Source organism: Spirosoma aureum, assembly GCF_011604685.1.
GTDB lineage: Bacteria > Bacteroidota > Bacteroidia > Cytophagales > Spirosomataceae > Spirosoma > Spirosoma aureum.
This window is the reverse complement of sequence record NZ_CP050063.1, coordinates 494,447-512,214: the sequence shown is the minus strand read 5'-3', so window position 1 is coordinate 512,214 and position 17,768 is coordinate 494,447. Positions and strand designations below refer to the sequence as shown.

The window sequence follows — 17,768 nt, the reverse complement described above, 5'->3', positions numbered from 1 at the left end:
GATCTAAAAATAACGATACACTAAAGTTCGTCGCTTTGACAACTATCGCGGCCAATTATAACAATAAGGTATTGATAGTAAGCAATTTACCTACACCTTATTAAATACTAACTTACATCAATAGAGAAGGCCTTCTAAAATATACTTCGTATGGTATGCCCAAAGTTAAATAAGGTTTTTTTTTCATATATAGGTAACCGGAGGTAGGGTAAGTAGTCTAAAACTTAGATCTAACCCATCTTCAGAACTTAAAGGCCAATAAAATGAATCAAAAATATCACTTGCTCATAGTGGATGAAAATCCTTATGTAGCTGATATTCTCATACAGACGTTAAAAACAGACTTTTCAATTACCGTGGCCAATACGGGTCATGAAGCGGCTCGTTTATTGATCCAGGGTCATCGGTTTGATTGCGTTCTTACCGAACTCAATTTACCCGTGTTTAGCGGTCTTGAATTAACGAAGCTAATCAGGATGAGTAAGCTCATCTTTCAAACGCCCGTAATTGTTCTCTCCAACGCTCCTGACAGTAATACCCGAATAGAGTGTCTTGAGCAGGGAGTTGACAGCTACATCGCTAAACCATTCAACCCACTGGAAGTAAAGGCCAAAATTCATGCTATTCTTCGCCGAACTTCTGCACCGAAAGAAGAAGTGCAGGAGCCGACAGCTGCTGTACGTCTTCAAGCTGAATCCAAACCAGTTTGGCAACCAAAATCGCGGATCTTATCGATGCTGCTAAGAGGTTACCTAGTTGCACAGAGTGCCTGATTCATTATTTTCTTCTGGTTTAGATCTCCAGGAATCTTTCTCTTTTCACCTTCAAATTACGTGCCAATTCAACTAACTAGAGTAGTCTACAGGATCCTGCTCTAATGCTCCACACCAAAGTATGAGTGCTGGCTCTAATTGCCATTGACATTAATCGTTTCATCTTAAAAGCATCCCTGTAGTTACTTCAGGACGTTTAAGGGGAATACCAAGCAGGCATTTCGCATTGATTGTCAATGAGTTGAGCCAATTTTTCTCAAACAAATTCACTAAATAATAAATCAAGCTTATCTGAATAACTTAAACGTCTACTTTTTACCTGTTTAATCGAATAAGGCCTAATGAATAATATCATTTTTTGACAAGTACTGGAATCAAATGACTCAGCTGAATAGAGCCCCAAAATCCTTAGTGTCTTCGTCAAAATTTGTGCCAAAGTATGACAATGCAATGACAGAAAGCTTCATCAGACCGAATGTTGTGGATATAGCGCCAATGCCTTATGTCTTATTAGTGGAGGAAGATGATCAGATTGTCAATCAAATCACGATGGCTGTCGGCGACACTTGCTCAATCGTGCGGTTCAGGAATTTCCAGGAAGCCGGGGAATGGTTATCGAAGAACCCTACAGTAGATTTGATAATTGCGGATAAAGATAACAGCCAGACAATGGTTGCCCTGGTTCGAAGCAACACGTCCTACCAATCTGTTCCTGTTTTGATTGCCAGTCGTTTTGTTAGGCCAAATTTAGTAAAAAACGCCCTCAACAATGGCGTTACAGACATTCTGGCCATCGACAAAGATGACTATGCGTTACAATCAAAAATAAGATATTATCTGGAGCTGAAAACCCGTATACTTTCAGTTCCTGACAAAAAACAACCATTAACAACCAACCACCGGTTCACATTGCCCTGGTGGAAGCGTAGTATTGATATCGTTATTTCTCTTTCCATACTACTCGCTTTATCCCCTTTACTCTTATTGGTTTCCCTTTTAATAAAAATAGACTCGAAGGGGCCAATTCTGTATAAGTCAAAACGTGCCGGGACTAATTTCTATGTGTTTAACATGTTTAAGTTCCGCACAATGAGTACGCAGGCTGACCAACAATTGCGGCATATGGCCTCACAAAATATTTATACTAAGCCTACAGACAATCTTTCGACTGATGATTTCTTTCAATCCCGAACGGATTTTCTATGTGATAGCTGCCGTAAAAGGGGCGTATCGTGCCAGCAACCGCTATTTGATCAGGACCAATTAATTTGTGAGAAATTATTCCTTCGGGAGAATGAAGAAGCGGCTAAATTCATGAAGTTCCGCAATGATCCACGGGTGACTAAACTCGGGACTATTCTTCGTAATAGCAGTATTGATGAGCTGCCACAACTATTCAATATCTTACTGGGCGATATGTCGTTAGTTGGCAATCGGCCATTACCGCTTTATGAAGCGGAGAAATTAACTTCTGATGAGTTTGCGCAACGATTTGCCGGACCAGCAGGCCTGACTGGCCTCTGGCAAATCAAAAAAAGAGCAAAAGGGCAAGGCCCTATGTCGGACTGGGAGCGGACTCAACTGGACATTGAGTACTCGAATACCTTTTCCTTCAAGACTGATATGTATATTCTCTGGAGAACCATTTTCAGCTTATGGCAACGGGAGAATGTATAGATAGCGTGGTTCAGCGTACGGATACAGCACCACTCGTATCCATAATCACGATCAATTATAACCAGGCTGAAATCACGCGTCAGTTCCTGGAATCCTCAGCTCTGCTGACTTATTCGAACTACGAAGTCATAGTAGTCGATAATGCGTCGGAACCAGCATTGAATACGCTGATTGATCTGCAACCTTATTCCCAACTGCGGTTCATTCGGAGTGATCAGAATCTAGGTTTTACAGGTGGGAATAATTTAGGTATTAAGGAAGCGAAGGGTGATTTCTTTTTTATTGTCAATAATGACACAGAATTACCGTCTACGCTGATTGAAGAGTTACTTAAGCCGTTTTATGGGAACGAAAATATAGGCGTCACCTGCCCTAAAATCAGGTTTTACGATACACCGGATATGGTTCAGTATGCCGGTTACAGCTCCATGAATATGTACACGGGTACGGCCATTGCCATTGGTTATAAACAGACCGATCTGGGGCAATACGACAAGCCAGGCATTACACCATTCGCTCATGGCTGTGCAATGATGGTCAGTCGGAAAGTAGTTGATAAAGTAGGGCGTTTTGCCGAACGGTTCTTTCTATATTATGAAGAGCTTGATTGGTCGCAGCGCATCCGTAATGCGGGTTTTCTGATTTACTATCAGCCATCGGCTTCTATTCTGCATAAAGAGTCAATGTCGGTCGGACCACAAAATCCGCTGAAGACCTACTACATGACTCGTAATCGCATTCTTTATATGCGCCGTCACTGCTCACCATTTCAGCGGGTTGTGTTCTATCTGTTCTTTGCGGGTTGTGTATTGCCCAAGCACATGCTTGCATACGTATTTCGTGGTAAGCTAAAGCACGCCAGTGCCTTTGCAAAGGGTGTAATCTGGAACCTGACCTCAACGAGCATCTCACCCGTTTAGCCTTCGAACTTCTATGATGACACCGCTATACTATTTAACCAGCTTCCTGTTCTTTTTCCTGTCATTTCTGGTTTTCTATACCTACCTGGGCTATGGTATAGTAACCTGGGTACTGGTAAAAGTGTGGTCGGTCAATAGCGGAGCTATCAAACCAGAAGATCGGTTAGCCAGTACACCCGACATAACCATGATTGTGCCTGCTTACAATGAACTGGCCTATCTGCCCGATAAACTGCAAAACTGTCTGGATCAGGATTACCCCAGTGAGCACCTGCATCTGTTGTTTGTAATCGAAGGATCTACAGATGGGTCCGCCGAATATCTGGAAAAACAGAAAGCAACCCTTCCTAATCTATCCATTATTTCGGGAACGCAACGCCTGGGCAAAGTTGCGGCAATGAACCAGGCCATGCGGCAGATCAAAACACCACTGACCATTTTCACGGATGCGAACACCCATCTCAACCCAGAAGCGGTTAGCCGACTGGTAAAACGGTTTGAGGTAGCCAATGTGGGTGCCGTTACGGGCGAAAAACGGATCAGTGTACAAGGTCAGGAGGCCGCTGCCGGAAGTGGCGAAGGACTTTATTGGCGCTATGAATCTTTTCTGAAAAAACTGGATGCCCAGCTTCATACCATTGTGGGAGCAGCTGGTGAATTATTTGCCATACGAACCAAACTCTACGAACCTGTAGAGACAGACACGCTACTCGACGACTTTGTGATTTCACTGCGTATTGCCGAGCGTGGCTACCGGGTCGGGTATGCACCCGATGCCTACGCACTCGAACGCCCGTCGCATTCGGTCGGCGAGGAGATGAAACGAAAAGTACGGATTGCTGCGGGAGGCTTTCAGGCGATTCGGCGATTGGCTCATCTGCTTAATTTTTTCAAGTATGGTTGGTTAAGCTTTCAATATGTTTCGCACCGGGTGTTGCGCTGGGCAGTTACACCGTTTTGCCTGCCGCTTCTGTTTCTGCTGAATATAATTATGCTTGTTCAGTTGTATCAGCAATCAATTTCAGGTTCGCCTACGATCACGTTCTGGTGGGGAATCCTGCTACTACAAACGGCATTTTACCTGGCTGCCTACATTGGCTATGCGCTGGAAAACCGGCAGACTCGCTGGAAATTAACGTTTGTGCCCTTCTATTTTGTTTTTATGAATTGGTGCGTTTTAGCAGGATTTGCACGCTTTTGTAAAGGTAATATTTCAGGTATTTGGGAAAAGTCGAAACGGGCCATTTAATGCTTCCATCCAACGAAAACTCCCAGCGTATTCATAAGTCATTGTCATTGCAGTAACGCGAAGACACCATGTTTGAACGAACTCTTTTACTTAACCGTCAATTACTTAACAACCGGTGGCTATTTACGCTACTAGGGATTCTGGTTGCCGTACTGGGTGGTTGGCTGGTCGGTAATTTTGGCATGACCGGTGCGCTTATGACTGTAGGCTTACCGGTAGGTCTGCTCATCGTGGCCAATATCCTGCTGGAGCCTAAGATTGGCTTATTGGCTTATCTAAATTTAAGCTTTCTACTCGGTTGGGCGCGGTTTATCCAGAGCGACTTCCCGCTGGGTCTGGCAATGGACAGTGTACTTGTGCTGACCTTGCTGAGCGTCTTTTTGAATGCAAAGCGAATGAACTGGAAACGGCTTCGTCATCCCGTTTATTTTGCCGTGGTCTTCTGGTTGCTCTACACCATACTGGAGCTGTTAAATCCAGAGGCTCCTTATAAACCAGCCTGGTTTTTCCACGCTCGGGCTTTCTCCCTAAACTGGTTTTACATGGCCACCATTATGCTGGTCGTGCCCATAACCAAAGAAGACATTCGGCTATTAATAAAAATATGGCTGATATGGTCTTTTCTGGCCGCGTTATGGGCTTTTAAACAGCAGTATATTGGCCTTGAAGCTTCCGAAATTCGGTGGCTGGCCGAAGGAAATGACAGAACTCACGTTTTGTGGGGCCAGCTAAGAAGCTTCTCGTTCTATTCTGATGCATCGCAGTTTGGGGCCGAAATGGCCAGCGCAACGCTCATCTGCTCCATTCGTTTTTTTGAGGAAAAAGGGGTCATGCGTCGGATCGGCTATGTGTTCCTGACCCTTATTTTCTTCTGGGCTTATGCCGTTTCCGGTACTCGCAGCGCTTTTTTTGTACTGGTCGCCGGTTATCCATCTTACTTATTCCTTCGGCGCGATCCAGCCCTTATTTTTAAAGGAGTGATGGTTGCCCTCCCACTTCTGGTCATCCTGCTGTTCACCCACCTTGGCGACTCAGTTTACCAGATTTACCGAATTCGCACTGCCTTACGTCCCAGTGAAGATGCTTCGTTTCTGGTACGTCTGGAAAACCAGCAGAAACTAAGAGCCTATCTCAAGGATTTGCCGTTTGGCGCTGGTATTGGAACATCGGCCGATACGGGAGCTCGCTTTTCGCCAAACCACTTTGCGGCCCAGATTCCACCCGACAGCTGGTATGTTGAAATCTGGATTGAGACAGGTATTGTGGGCTTAACTCTTTACCTGTTAATGCTGGCCACCATTATCGGGTATGGTGTTTATAAGGTCTGGCAGATTAAAGACCCCTGGTTGTTCAGACTCATGATTGCCTTACTGGCCAACTTCATTGGTATTGCGCTGATGTGTTACTCAAACCCAACACTGAGCCAGTTCCCAACCTGTACAATGCTCTATATCGCGTCTATCCTGTTTACCACCTGCGAACGGTGGGATACCGTTCCTGAAAAAATAGTCAATAAGTATAATGGACTGATGACATCCGTACGCAATTGAATCCGAGCTCATTTTGGACTTGCCCGACCAACTAGTCGGCAGGTCTGCCTAGTTGATAAAACTACGCGACACCTACCAATCGATTAGCAAATTTTTAACTTATTTACACCATTAGTACTGATTATGAATTTATTATCTAACCCCAATTGGTTAAAGCGCCACGAATATCCATATACCAGTATCGATGAAGTACCCCAATCGGTCTTCGATGAAATCAATGCCCGTCTGGACAAACGGATCAGTACGAAACCATTGGTTTCTATTATGGTCATTGCTTACAATGAAGAAGTAAATATTCTCCGTAGCATCAGTACGCTTTCGTGTCTTGAAACAACCATTCCGTTTGAAATTGTTGCTGTTAACAACAATTCAAAAGACAGAACGCAGGATACGATCGACAAACTGCATGTCAGGAAGTTTTTTCAGCCGATTCAGGGTTGCGGACCTGCCCGGCAACTAGGCCAGGAAATGGCTATTGGTAAATACATGCTACTGGCCGATGCCGATTGTCTTTACCCGACAAACTGGATGAATGAAATGATGGAAAAGCTCCAGCAACCTGGCGTCGTATGTGTTTATGGGCGCTATTCATTCATTGCCAATCCGCAACTTCCGAGATGGCAGCTTACCCTACACGAAACCCTCAAAGATATTGTTGCAGAGTTTCGCCATGTCAAAAGACCGTATCTTAATGCTTATGGTATTAGCATGGGTTATTTGCGCGAAGCCGGTCTAAAAGCAGGCTATATGATGCACAACAGAACCTGGGGAGAAGATGGTCGCCTTTGTTTTGATATGATGCAATACGGTCGGGTCGTTCAGATGAAGACCCGGTCGGCGCGCGTTTGGACTGGCCCCCGGACACTAATGAAGGATGGCACCATTTGGCAGGCCCTCGGAAAACGTGTAAAAAAAGAAATGAACAGGGCTTTTTCTTACCTCACCCCTCATCCTCCACACGATACCAAAACCTCCGAAGATTAAGCAGGCTGAATAAAAATCGCCCTGCTCACTACACTTCTGAACATGAACAATTTTGATAGTATAATCTGTGTCGGCCAGACAACCTGGGAAGGCGATTTTCAGAAAGCGGTTGTGCAGTTAATGACCGAACTCTCTGCACGGCACCGGGTCTTGTACGTCGATTATCAGTTTACGCTGAAAGATTGGCTAATGGGTATTATGAACCGACGGCCCGTTCCTGTTCGGAAGCTGATGCGCCTATCGAATCCACTCACAAAGAAAGTTGTTGACACAGGTGGTGAAGTTTATGTATGGACTCCGCCCCTGATACTGCCCGTTAACTGGCTGCCAGCCAAACCACATGACTGGCTCGTTCGATGGAACGTTCGGCGGGTAGTTAAGGGCCTTCGCCGGGTAATGCGTCAGCTAAATATGACGCATCCACTTGTCGTAAATGGCTTGAATCCGGTCTTTGGTTTGCCAATGCTAAACCAGTTGAACGAATACGCAACGATCTATTACTGCTTTGATGAGATCACGATTGCCAAATGGATGAGCCGCCACGGTAGTCGCTATGAACCTGAGTATCTTCAGCGAGTCAATGCCGTAGTAACAACTTCTGAGACGTTACGCCGATCGAAGGCCCTCCTGCAATCAAAAGCATACTGTGTAAAAAACGGGGTAAATTTCGATCTATTCAATCAGGCACGCCAACTGATTGACGTACGGCCCGATTCTAATCCCATTGTGGGTTATCTCGGCTCAGCCGACGACCGCATCAACCTTGAACTGGTTGAGTTTTGTGTTCAAACAATGCCAGATGTAACCTTTCAGTTCGTAGGCGAAGTACATGAGGAAGCCATCACTCTCCGATTGTCTCGTTACCCAAATGTTGTCTTTACTCCACCTCGCCAACCAGCCGACCTCCCCCCCCTATTAGCCGGAATGAGCGCAGCGATGATTCCGTTCGTCTGCAATGAGCATACATACACGATCTATCCGCTGAAAATTAATGAATATCTGGCGGCAGGTCTACCCGTTGTATCAACGCCTTTCTCGATCCTGAACGATTTTGATGGTGTCGTTGAACTGGCTGCGAGTCCCGCCGATTTTGCGCAGGCGCTCCGCCGTGCACTGGCCGATACAAGCGTAACTCGGGTTGAGGAACGAATCTCGATGGCCAAAAATAACTCCTGGAAGAAGCGGGCCGAAGAATTTGAAGTCGTTATTGGGCAGCTCGTTCAAGATCAAACGCCGACTCCTATTCCGGTTACTCACTAACCAAAACCTGTAGTTGCATTAGTCCGTGTGTTATTAAATCCGGAGCCAATTGGCTGGTATTAAATCTTTCGTGTTCCAGGTTGGCTTATTTTTAAACCACTGACCAGGCGCTATAACAACTTTATCCTTTCTGGGATTAAGCCACGCTCCCCACCAGCTAAACGAGCTATTGGCAATAATGTGGTGATGGCATAGACCCATTAGCTGTAGATCGTCCAGATCGGCATCGGGTCCGGCATTCGCCACAAACTCATGCGGCATAGCTAAAGCCAGATTCTGCTTTACCCAATCTGGATCATCACTGAAAATGAATAGCTTAGCGTTAGGAAAGCGGTTCGTCAATTGAGGAATAGCTTTCTGGTAATAGTCAAGACCAAGAAAGCCAAACGACTGGCTAAACTCAGGGTGAGTGACATAATCACCGCGTCGAATGTGGACTGATATCGGAACGTCTGTCTGTTCAATTTCAGTTTTATAAGCAGCAAACGTCTCGCCTGTTTGCCGGTTGAATGTCAATTCTTTTCGAATCATCTCCGTGCAATCACCAAAATAGCTTTCAGATTGCCAGCACCCATCCAATATAATAAATCTGGCTTTGGCATCGAATACTCTGGGTTCAACATGAAACTGTTCTTCCAGAAGAAACTCGAAGATGGGCCTAAACGTCCGGTTCGGCAGCAACTTTGTTGCCTTCGACAGATACAGATAAGGTGACGTATCGAGAAGCGTGTAATCGATACTAAATGGGTACAATTTGAATTTTCTGGGTGTATCCGTTTCGTATTCGAATTTGTAATAACTAAGGTCAAAATAAAGTGATGTATTATTTCGAAGCGCAAGGCTTCTGCCTAGGGCATACTGAAACAACTGATTACCCAATCCTCCTGAAATTCTGGCAATGACCATGCCTGTAAAAAAATTAGATTAACGTTAATGCAAAATAGACAGTCAATGCACTGCCCATTAAAAATTGATCGTTAGAAACTTACTATTCTGTTTAAACCAAATCTATCCAGATAGCAGATTCCGTCGTAACGCGTTTAGCCATGCGTTTTATTGCCTTTGTCAAATCACGGAAAATAAGTACATATCATAAAGAGTACAAGCTATATCACCTCCGAAAGCTTATGATTCGTTTCAACAAAATCGCTCGCCGATACGGGCAAAACAACCGCGCTTTTTTGACTTATTTTACTCAAATTGGTAACTTTCAATCGTATAAAATTTAGGGATTTCTACGATTGGCCTGTGCGCAACGGTAGCCGGATAATCATCGGCAATAATAAAACTAGTCACGGCCCAGAAACCGTCTCCACCAATGATACTGGTCTCAATACAATGATTACCATCGAGGGAAGGGATAAGGGAAAAATCATCGTCCATTCCCTTTGCCGTTGCTTTACTAAGCGCTTCCTTTCGAGTCCATAAACGATAAAATGCTGCTCTTGGATTGCGGCTGGTTTCAATATAGTGTTGTTCTCTCTCACTAAAGCTGTTCGATACAATATCCTCAAACGGAAAATCGGAGGCTATTTTTTCAATATCAATTCCGACACTTTCGCTACTGATTGCCAGAACAATCCAGCTCCCGGAGTGCGATAAATTAATCTGAAAATCAGGTATACCTACTAACTCCGGTTTACTATTAACGCCGGGAACCAGGCGGATATCAGCGGAGTCTAGGTGAGTAAATTTACTAACGACAACCTTCGTCATAACCCGCCCAAACACAAATCGATTTTGGTCTTCTCTCCGACGATACCGCGCAGCCCGCTCGCGTTCATCAGGTTGTAGCCAAGCATATAAATAGGGCGGAATTATTGCATCATCGGCAAGCTTCAACCGAAATACAGCCACCTTCTCCGTGAATAAACAGTCAGACCAATTTAGCCAGTCAGGGTCCGTAATAGTACTACAAGAAACAGTGGCAGATTGCATGGTGAACCATAGGGTATAGTGAAAAGTAGCTTACTCTTAACCCGCCGTTACTAGGATAAGACTTTGATTATTAAGCCATTCTATTGCATGCAATTCATTGCTCAAATGGGTGACGAAAGAAAAAAACCAGAGTCTTAAGTTATAGCATATGGTAACCGCGTCACAAAGCTTTTTCGGGAGAATAAGACCACGGCTATATAAAGCATTGCGCAGAAATATAGTTCTGATACTGTGCTTTATGTATCCGTGCGGAAAAGCTTGTCTTGCACAAAGTTGCCCTGGAATTTCAAACGACTTACTGATTAATCAATCATTCGGTACGGCTAAAGAGAATCCATCGCTGGCTGGCTTAACTTCATACAACTATGTCACGTCTGTTTGCCCGGAAAACGGCGAGTATAGTCTTGCCTCAACTGTTGATGGTACTTGTTTCTTCAACGCCTGGCATACAGTGACAGAAGATCATACACCCAATGATGCAGGAGGTAATATACTAATTATCAACGCTTCTGATGAAATGGGGGCGTTTTATCAGCAACCGCTGCCGGGCTTATGTGGAGGTACCAACTATGAATTTTCGCTTTGGGGGTTAAATCTACTCAAGCCTAATATTTGTAGTGATCCCGTACTTCCGAACCTAACGATTCGTATAGAGACAATTGATGGCCGAGTGCTGCGAACAATCGACTTTGGTTCGATTGAGATAACCCAAACCCCAGTCTGGCGTCGCTATTCAACTCTATTTACGGCTCCCAATGTGACAGAGCCCGTTGTTGTGAAACTAATTAATAACCAGGGAGCGGGCGGATGTGGAAATGATTTGGCCCTGGACGACATCCAGCTAAAGCAGTGTGATGCCTGTGCACCGAATCCCGTTTATGTACCAGACGCCTTTACACCCAACAACGACGGTGTAAACGATGAGCTGGCGGTCTTTTTGCGGGAAGCGGTTTCGTTCAATATCAAGATTTACAATCGCTGGGGCAATGTGATTTTTACCAGCGATGCCCTCACGAATAAATGGGACGGAAACTATGCGGGTAATCCATGCGCAGCAGGAGAATATACGTGGGTGATTACATACAAGTTTGCCGATTCTGCATCTACAACCCACGATTACATACGAAGGGGGCATGTTCTATTGACACGATGATCCCTTTATCACAAAATTTTCAAACAGGCCAATTTATGAGCCTACCATTCTATCCAGACTCTGATGACGACCAACTGGCTGACCTGTCGAATTAAGCTCTCTTCACCAATGAGAAAAACCATTCTAACCATACCGGCGGCTTGTATTGCGCTTTTGATTTTTGCCCGAACCGGGGAACCTACCATTCCTCATACTGCACCATCAATAGCCATGAACTCGGCCAATAAAATACCAATCGATCCAAAACGCTGGTACCAGGTAAACAATTCTAACAGCGGTCTCGATGGGCTTTTTGACGGTATTACGAATGTAAATATCAATACGGGCTATGGCAAGATGCTGGAAAATTACGATTCGTATTATCCACTGCTGGAAGGCGAACAAATCACTATCGAAAGCATTCGCTTCTACGATTACGAAGGTACGAATTCAGATAAACCCATGACCCTATCGATCATAACCGACAAATGGGAACGGATTCCGATTGCTCGTTTTACTGGCGAAAGTTACCAGGCCTGGGTAGGACCAAACCCCGATGAGCCAAATAGCTTCAATCTGAAGACGGCCGTATCTGGTGCACGGTATCTGGTGATCAATACATACGGGCCTCTGCCTACAGAAATAGAACTTTACGGTAGCTATCAGCCAAGCCAGGTTCAGGTTACAGCTCCTGCCGTTCGGTCTACACCGTTCCGCCAGGCCCTGGGTGTCAATGCCTTTGAATGGAATTTTGAAGAAGCAAGTTCGCCCTGGCAGGTCGATGATAGCCGTGTTCAGGCGATGAAAGCCTTTGCAGCCGTTCGTCACTACATTGACTGGGAGAAGCTGGAACCCCAAAAAGGTAGCTATACCTACAGCCCCACGGCAAGTGGTAGCTGGAACTACGATGCCATTTATGAACGCTGTCAAACGGAAGGTATAGAGGTCCTGGCCTGTATAAAAACACTGCCCCAATGGATGCAGGACACGTATCCCCAGGATGAACGTGATGGCGAAAATGTTCCGGCACCCTATGGAAGTGATCTCTCTGCCCCTAAATCGTATGTCGATCAGGCTCGGGTAGGTTTCCAGTTTGCGGCCCGTTATGGCAGCAATAAGACCCTAGACCCTTCTCTGGTGAAGGTAAGTGACGTTAAGACTTGGGCAGGACTTAACACGGTTAAGATTGGACTCGGTTTGATTCGATACATTGAATGCGAAAACGAGCGCGACAAAACCTGGAAAGGCCGAAAAGCTTATCAAACATCACGGGAATATGCCGCTAACCTATCCGCTTTTTACGATGGGCATAAAAATACACTCGGGCCGGGTATAGGGGTAAAAAACGCCGATCCATCCATGACAGTAGTGATCGGTGGCCTTGCAGCTTCATCTACAGACTATGTACGAGGTATGATCGACTGGTGCAAGGAGTTCAGAGGCTATTTACCCGATGGCCGAGTCAATCTTTGCTGGGATGTGATCAATCAGCATTTATATGCCAATAATGCAAAAAGTTCACAGGCAGGCGGAGGGGAACGGGGAGCGGCTCCCGAGCTGGCGGGCGTAGGCGAGCAGGCAGCAGCTTTTGTCGCCTTGTCACATCAGGCGTCCTACGATATGCCTGTCTGGATAACGGAAGCGGGTTATGACGTTAATCAGGGTAGTCCTTTCAAGGCAATTGCCATTGGGAATAAGAGCGTGTTAGAAACGCAGGCAGACTGGACGCTGCGAACCGCGCTACTTTATACACGGGTCGGAATTGATCGTTTATTCTTCTACCAGCTTTACGACGATAACATAGACAATACAACCCAATTCAGTTCGATGGGCCTAGTAAACAGTGACAAAAGCCGTAAACCAGCGTCTGATTATCTGTATCAGGCTCGCCAATTGCTGGGCGACTATCGCTATAAAGAAACGATTAGCAAAGATCCTATCGTAGATCGCTATGAATTAGATGGTCGATCTGCCTATGTGCTGGTGATCCCCGATGAACGCGGCCGAACGGGTACCTACAACCTAACCGTGAGCAAAGGAGATACTGTTCAGCTATGCACGCCCAAAATAGGGAGCGACGAGATGGCTAAAACTGCGCGGGTCAGTACGACGGGTACAATAACAGTCAATGTAAGCGAAACACCTGTATTTGTAATGCCCTCTACCAGCCCGACAAAGGAGGCATCAGACCTGGGTAATGTGCTGATTTATCCGAATCCAACAACAAATTATGTTGAATTGGTACTGGAGAACGGGGTGAATACGGCTGTAGATGTAAACGTTTATGATATGTCAGGCAGGCAATGCAAGCAGTTCAGCTACACCAAATCAGGGCGGACCTTTAAAGAAAAGGTAGACTTGACCTCATTGCCATATGGTGCCTACCTACTTGACATACGACAAGGTAAAGCACGGGCAGTAAAAAAGATTATCAGAAACCGGTAAGCAAAAGTAACTACCTTGCCTGGCCAACATAGCCGTTAGAGTACCCGCATGAGTAATACAAGTAAGGCAATGAACGGTGGAAAATGGATAACAATTTCCACTACCATTTCGACCCTGTTTCAGTTCTTGCAGGTCGCTATATTGGCCCGTTTACTAGACCCATCCGCTTTTGGCATTGTCAGCATAAGTACCCTCATTATCAGCTTTTTTCAGATATTTTCTAACCTTGGGTTCTCCAATTCAATTATATACAAACAGGAAAGCGATCAGAAGGTTCTATCGACCTTGTATTTTCTGAACCTGATTGTTGGTGCAGTAATCTTCGTTATTATTCAGCTTACCTCACCGTATATTATTTCTTTCTATCATGAACCAAAGCTGTCGGGGGTATTGCAGTTCTCTTCATGCTATTTTCTAATTGTCTATTTCGGCCAGCTTTATTTGTTTCTTCTGGAAAAAGAACTACGATTCAAATCGGTTGCTATTATTGACATAACTGGTACGATTATCGGTTCAGCCGTAACGATTGCATTGGCCTATAATGGCTACAAAGAGCTATCGCTTATTATTGGCTCTTTGGTAATGCAAACGGTTAAAGTAGTATTGCAAATCACATTCGGCGTAAAATTTTTTGTTCCCACCTTTGCCTTCAACCTTAGCAATATAAAAGACCATTTACGCTTCGGTTTTTTCAATCTGGCCGATGGACTGCTGGGTTTCATTCAATCCAATTCCGACAATATTTTTATTGGTGGAATGCTGGGTGTAAAAATGCTTGGCTACTATACAATTGCCTATCAGTTGGCAGTTTTCCCAACTTCGAAGTTAAATCCAATCATCTTGCAGGTAGCCTATCCAATATTGGCAAAAATGAAGGATAGAGGGTCGGATCTAAAAAAATCATATCTAAAAATTCTGGATTTTATTAGCTATTGCAATATGCCGCTACTAGCCGGGCTTTTCATTACAGCCGATAGTGTCGTACCTTTAATTTATGGTCCGGGCTGGGATAAAACGATAGAATTGATCCAGGTGTTTGTCTTTGTAGCGATCTTATCCTGTTTGAGTCACCCACTATTCACCTTGGCGTTTACCAAGGGAAAACCCAACTTATTATTTTACCTAAACCTTGCTACTTTATTGGTAAAAATACCTCTGGTGTATTGGCTTGGCACAAACTGGGGGGTTATGGGAATCGCCATGGCTTTTTTGTTAGCTACACTATTTAATTTAATTGGCAATTTTGCGCTTGTGCATTACCTGATTGGTGAATTTTTGAATGACTTTTTGAAGAACATAGCAAAGCCAGCTATATTTTGTTTTATTATGATCGCAATAATTTATATCTATAAATTATTTATAGGAAATTATGGACTTACAAACACAATAGTTGAAATATTGATAGGCGGTTTAACCTATGCGGCTTTAACCTTAGCTTACAAGTTATCTTTTACAGAAATAAAATCTTATCGACAGGCTTTACAGTAACCAAAGTCAGTCTAAAAATAATAAATAAATTTTATAGATATTTTATAAACTTTAAGCGACAAATTCATTGGGATTCATCTCTAAGAAACAAACTAAGCCTGACGATTTTTTTTGTTGTAATTGCCATTAAAATAGAATTAATTCTCGCGTTATAGATTAAGTATAATGCACTAATTATCTTATTTTTACAGTATAATTAGAGAATTATTTTTTCGTAATCGATATACAATAGTCTCTATCCTCTGAATCCCAAAATTATCAATATTATGAGCACAAATTTAATAATAAATAAATATAAAGAAAGTCAAATTAAAGAAATTGACAGGCGCAGTAACATTTCACAAAAAGAGCTAATTAAAGAATATATTGAACCTGCTATTCCGGTTATTTTGACTGATGCCACTAAGGACTGGAAAGCAATGGGAAAATTTACTCCTCAATTCTTTAAGGCTAATTATAGCCACATCACGAAGGAAATTAGAGGAAAGACTTATACTTTACCCGAGTATATTGATCTAATGTTAACGTCTACTCCTGAGAAGCCTGCTCCCTATCCATTTAACTTCAATCTGGAGCAACGCGCCCCTGAACTCTTAGACGATTTAAAACCTGGTATACTTTATTCAAAATCTGATCGTGTTAAACATCCGCTGTTACCCAAGTTTATGCTTAAGGGTACAGAAGTCTATGAGATTTTTTTGGGTGGCAATGGCGGCCATTTTCCTTTCCTGCATGTAGATGCTTTGTTCCTGCATACACAAATCACGCAATTGCATGGCTCCAAAGAATTCTTCTTGTTTCCTCCAGAGCAAACTCCTTTCATGTACCCAAGAGAGGAGAATCCCAAGATTTCTCAAGTAAATGTATTTAGCCCAAACTATGAAAAATACCCTCTTTTTCGGCAGGCACAACCAATAAGAGTTACCATTGAAGAGGGCGAAACCATCCTGTTCCCAACAAAATGGTGGCATACGACGCAAATCCACGAACCGTGTATTTCTTTAGGTCGCGTCCATTTAAATGAATCAAACTGGAATGACTTCGCAAACGACAATTTTCTGTCCTTAAAAAAATATCGGCCTGGCATGGCCATTCCAGCATTAGTATACACTAAAATGCTTGGGCAGTTGATTAACTTGCAAGAGAAAATTAATGGCTGAATTTAAAAATTGTCTCCTTTTTGGTACAATTAGAAGCACTATATTTTATTTCTGAAAAATAGTGGTTACCTATTTCTAATTAATGAGTCAAAAGAAAGTAGCTAAGCACAAATAGAACCGTTGCAAGGATAGTTATCCTCTTGGCATCTCTTGTGCTCCATGGATACTCACAATACCTAAATAGCTATTAAATAATTTGTAAATAAAGGTAATTAGCTTATTTATCTAGTGCCGAAATTTTATCTTTTATGAATACAAAGGAGCGTATAAGTATTGTATTGGCCAGTGATAATCACTATGCTATCTTGATAGCTGCTTTAGTAAAATCAATTGAATTGAATCACAAAACAGATGAAGCAATTGACTTTTACATTATTGACGATCGCATTTCAACTCGTAATAAGGAAAAAATAGAGGCTTCTGTACAGTCAAAGGATATAGCTATTCATTGGTTAAATGCAGAGCAAGTCGTTCCCTCAACGATAAAATTCCCAATTGACAATACTGCCTTTCCCCTTACTGCATATTTTAGAGTATTTTCTCCTTACGTTGTTCCAGCGAATTTAGAACGCATAATCTACTTGGATGTAGACATGATTGTACTTGAAGATATTTCGAAATTATGGAATATTGATATGGGTGCCAATATATTCGGAGCCGTCCAGGATTTTCAGAAAGTTGTAAGCTGTTCCTGGGGTGGAATTCCTAATTATAAAGAATTAGGAATGTCGGCCGATACTAAATATTTCAATTCTGGTCTACTGCTTATTAACGCTAAAGCATGGCGAGAGGCCGACATTACGAATAAAGTATTTAAGTGCTTACACGATAATTTACAATACATAAATTTCGCCGATCAATACGGTCTTAATGTAGCGTTGGTTAATCAATGGTTTGAGCTGGATCCGCGGTGGAATTGGTTTGCTACATTTGAAAATAAAAATCCATTTATTATTCACTATCTTGATATAAAACCAATATTTAAATCGTATAAATCCGACCCCTATTTCCAGACGGTATTTTTTAACTATTTAAAGCTAACTCCCTGGAAAAACTACAAGCCTATTAGTGGTAATTATAGATTAGTAAGAAAGATATATAATAAAGTAAAAAAGATAGTCTTACGCAGTTTGAAGGCCGAGAAATAGCACATAAATCATATTGCCTTAGGTTGATGTGTAACAAAAAACTT

General features: G+C 43.2%; 14 protein-coding genes. 12 read left to right on the top strand and 2 right to left on the bottom strand.

What is annotated here, in order from left to right; all coding sequences use genetic code 11:
• Nucleotides 1-263 precede the first annotated feature (263 nt).
• From G8759_RS02105 to G8759_RS02075, 7 genes are all read left to right on the top strand, one after another.
• A complete protein-coding gene (locus G8759_RS02105) occupies nucleotides 264-773 on the top strand; it encodes a response regulator transcription factor (protein ID WP_167204764.1) in 510 nt (169 codons plus the stop codon).
• A 450-nt stretch (nucleotides 774-1,223) separates the two neighbouring features.
• Nucleotides 1,224-2,450 carry a sugar transferase gene (locus tag G8759_RS02100; RefSeq protein WP_317166754.1) on the top strand — a complete coding sequence of 409 codons (1,227 nt, stop codon included), beginning with the start codon at nucleotides 1,224-1,226 and terminating at the stop codon, nucleotides 2,448-2,450.
• Complete coding sequence (locus G8759_RS02095) at nucleotides 2,429-3,370, top strand: glycosyltransferase family 2 protein (protein WP_167204762.1); 942 nt, start codon at nucleotides 2,429-2,431, stop codon at nucleotides 3,368-3,370. The genes G8759_RS02100 and G8759_RS02095 overlap by 22 nt, the downstream gene beginning before the upstream one ends.
• Before the next feature lie 16 nt (nucleotides 3,371-3,386).
• Nucleotides 3,387-4,619, top strand: a complete 1,233-nt coding sequence (locus G8759_RS02090; RefSeq protein WP_167218631.1) for a glycosyltransferase family 2 protein — start codon at nucleotides 3,387-3,389, stop codon at nucleotides 4,617-4,619.
• 68 nt (nucleotides 4,620-4,687) lie between these two features.
• The gene (locus G8759_RS02085; RefSeq protein ID WP_167204760.1) at nucleotides 4,688-6,169 is read left to right on the top strand and encodes an O-antigen ligase family protein; all 1,482 of its coding nucleotides are present in this window, start codon (nucleotides 4,688-4,690) and stop codon (nucleotides 6,167-6,169) included.
• Nucleotides 6,170-6,292: 123 nt separating this feature from the next.
• Entirely contained in the window at nucleotides 6,293-7,153 is an 861-nt protein-coding gene (locus G8759_RS02080) for a glycosyltransferase family 2 protein (RefSeq protein ID WP_167204758.1), read from the top strand.
• 42 nt (nucleotides 7,154-7,195) lie between these two features.
• Nucleotides 7,196-8,413, top strand: coding sequence for a glycosyltransferase (locus G8759_RS02075; protein WP_167204756.1), 1,218 nt, complete (start codon nucleotides 7,196-7,198; stop codon nucleotides 8,411-8,413).
• Between the two features lie 33 nt (nucleotides 8,414-8,446).
• On the opposite strand, the gene G8759_RS02070 is transcribed toward G8759_RS02075, so the two are convergent.
• Both G8759_RS02070 and G8759_RS02065 read right to left on the bottom strand, forming a co-directional pair.
• The gene (locus G8759_RS02070) at nucleotides 8,447-9,319 is read right to left on the bottom strand and encodes an alpha-1,2-fucosyltransferase (protein ID WP_167204754.1); all 873 of its coding nucleotides are present in this window, start codon (nucleotides 9,317-9,319) and stop codon (nucleotides 8,447-8,449) included.
• A 285-nt stretch (nucleotides 9,320-9,604) separates the two neighbouring features.
• Nucleotides 9,605-10,351 carry a 4'-phosphopantetheinyl transferase family protein gene (locus G8759_RS02065; RefSeq protein ID WP_167204752.1) on the bottom strand — a complete coding sequence of 249 codons (747 nt, stop codon included), beginning with the start codon at nucleotides 10,349-10,351 and terminating at the stop codon, nucleotides 9,605-9,607.
• A 238-nt stretch (nucleotides 10,352-10,589) separates the two neighbouring features.
• On the opposite strand from G8759_RS02065, the gene G8759_RS02060 reads away from it, so the two are divergent.
• The 5 genes from G8759_RS02060 (at nucleotide 10,590) to G8759_RS02040 (ending at nucleotide 17,724) form a co-directional block, all read left to right on the top strand.
• Nucleotides 10,590-11,504: a gliding motility-associated C-terminal domain-containing protein gene (locus G8759_RS02060; protein ID WP_167204750.1), complete on the top strand. Its 915-nt coding sequence runs from the start codon at nucleotides 10,590-10,592 to the stop codon at nucleotides 11,502-11,504.
• Between the two features lie 108 nt (nucleotides 11,505-11,612).
• Nucleotides 11,613-13,928, top strand: a complete 2,316-nt coding sequence (locus G8759_RS02055) for a T9SS type A sorting domain-containing protein (protein WP_167204748.1) — start codon at nucleotides 11,613-11,615, stop codon at nucleotides 13,926-13,928.
• A gap of 48 nt (nucleotides 13,929-13,976) precedes the next feature.
• A complete protein-coding gene (locus G8759_RS02050; RefSeq protein WP_167204746.1) occupies nucleotides 13,977-15,416 on the top strand; it encodes an MOP flippase family protein in 1,440 nt (479 codons plus the stop codon).
• A 266-nt stretch (nucleotides 15,417-15,682) separates the two neighbouring features.
• Complete coding sequence (locus G8759_RS02045; protein ID WP_167204744.1) at nucleotides 15,683-16,576, top strand: cupin-like domain-containing protein; 894 nt, start codon at nucleotides 15,683-15,685, stop codon at nucleotides 16,574-16,576.
• 248 nt (nucleotides 16,577-16,824) lie between these two features.
• Nucleotides 16,825-17,724 (top strand): glycosyltransferase family 8 protein, encoded by a 900-nt coding sequence (locus G8759_RS02040; protein WP_167204742.1) that lies wholly within the window; start codon nucleotides 16,825-16,827, stop codon nucleotides 17,722-17,724.
• Nucleotides 17,725-17,768: the final 44 nt, after the last annotated feature.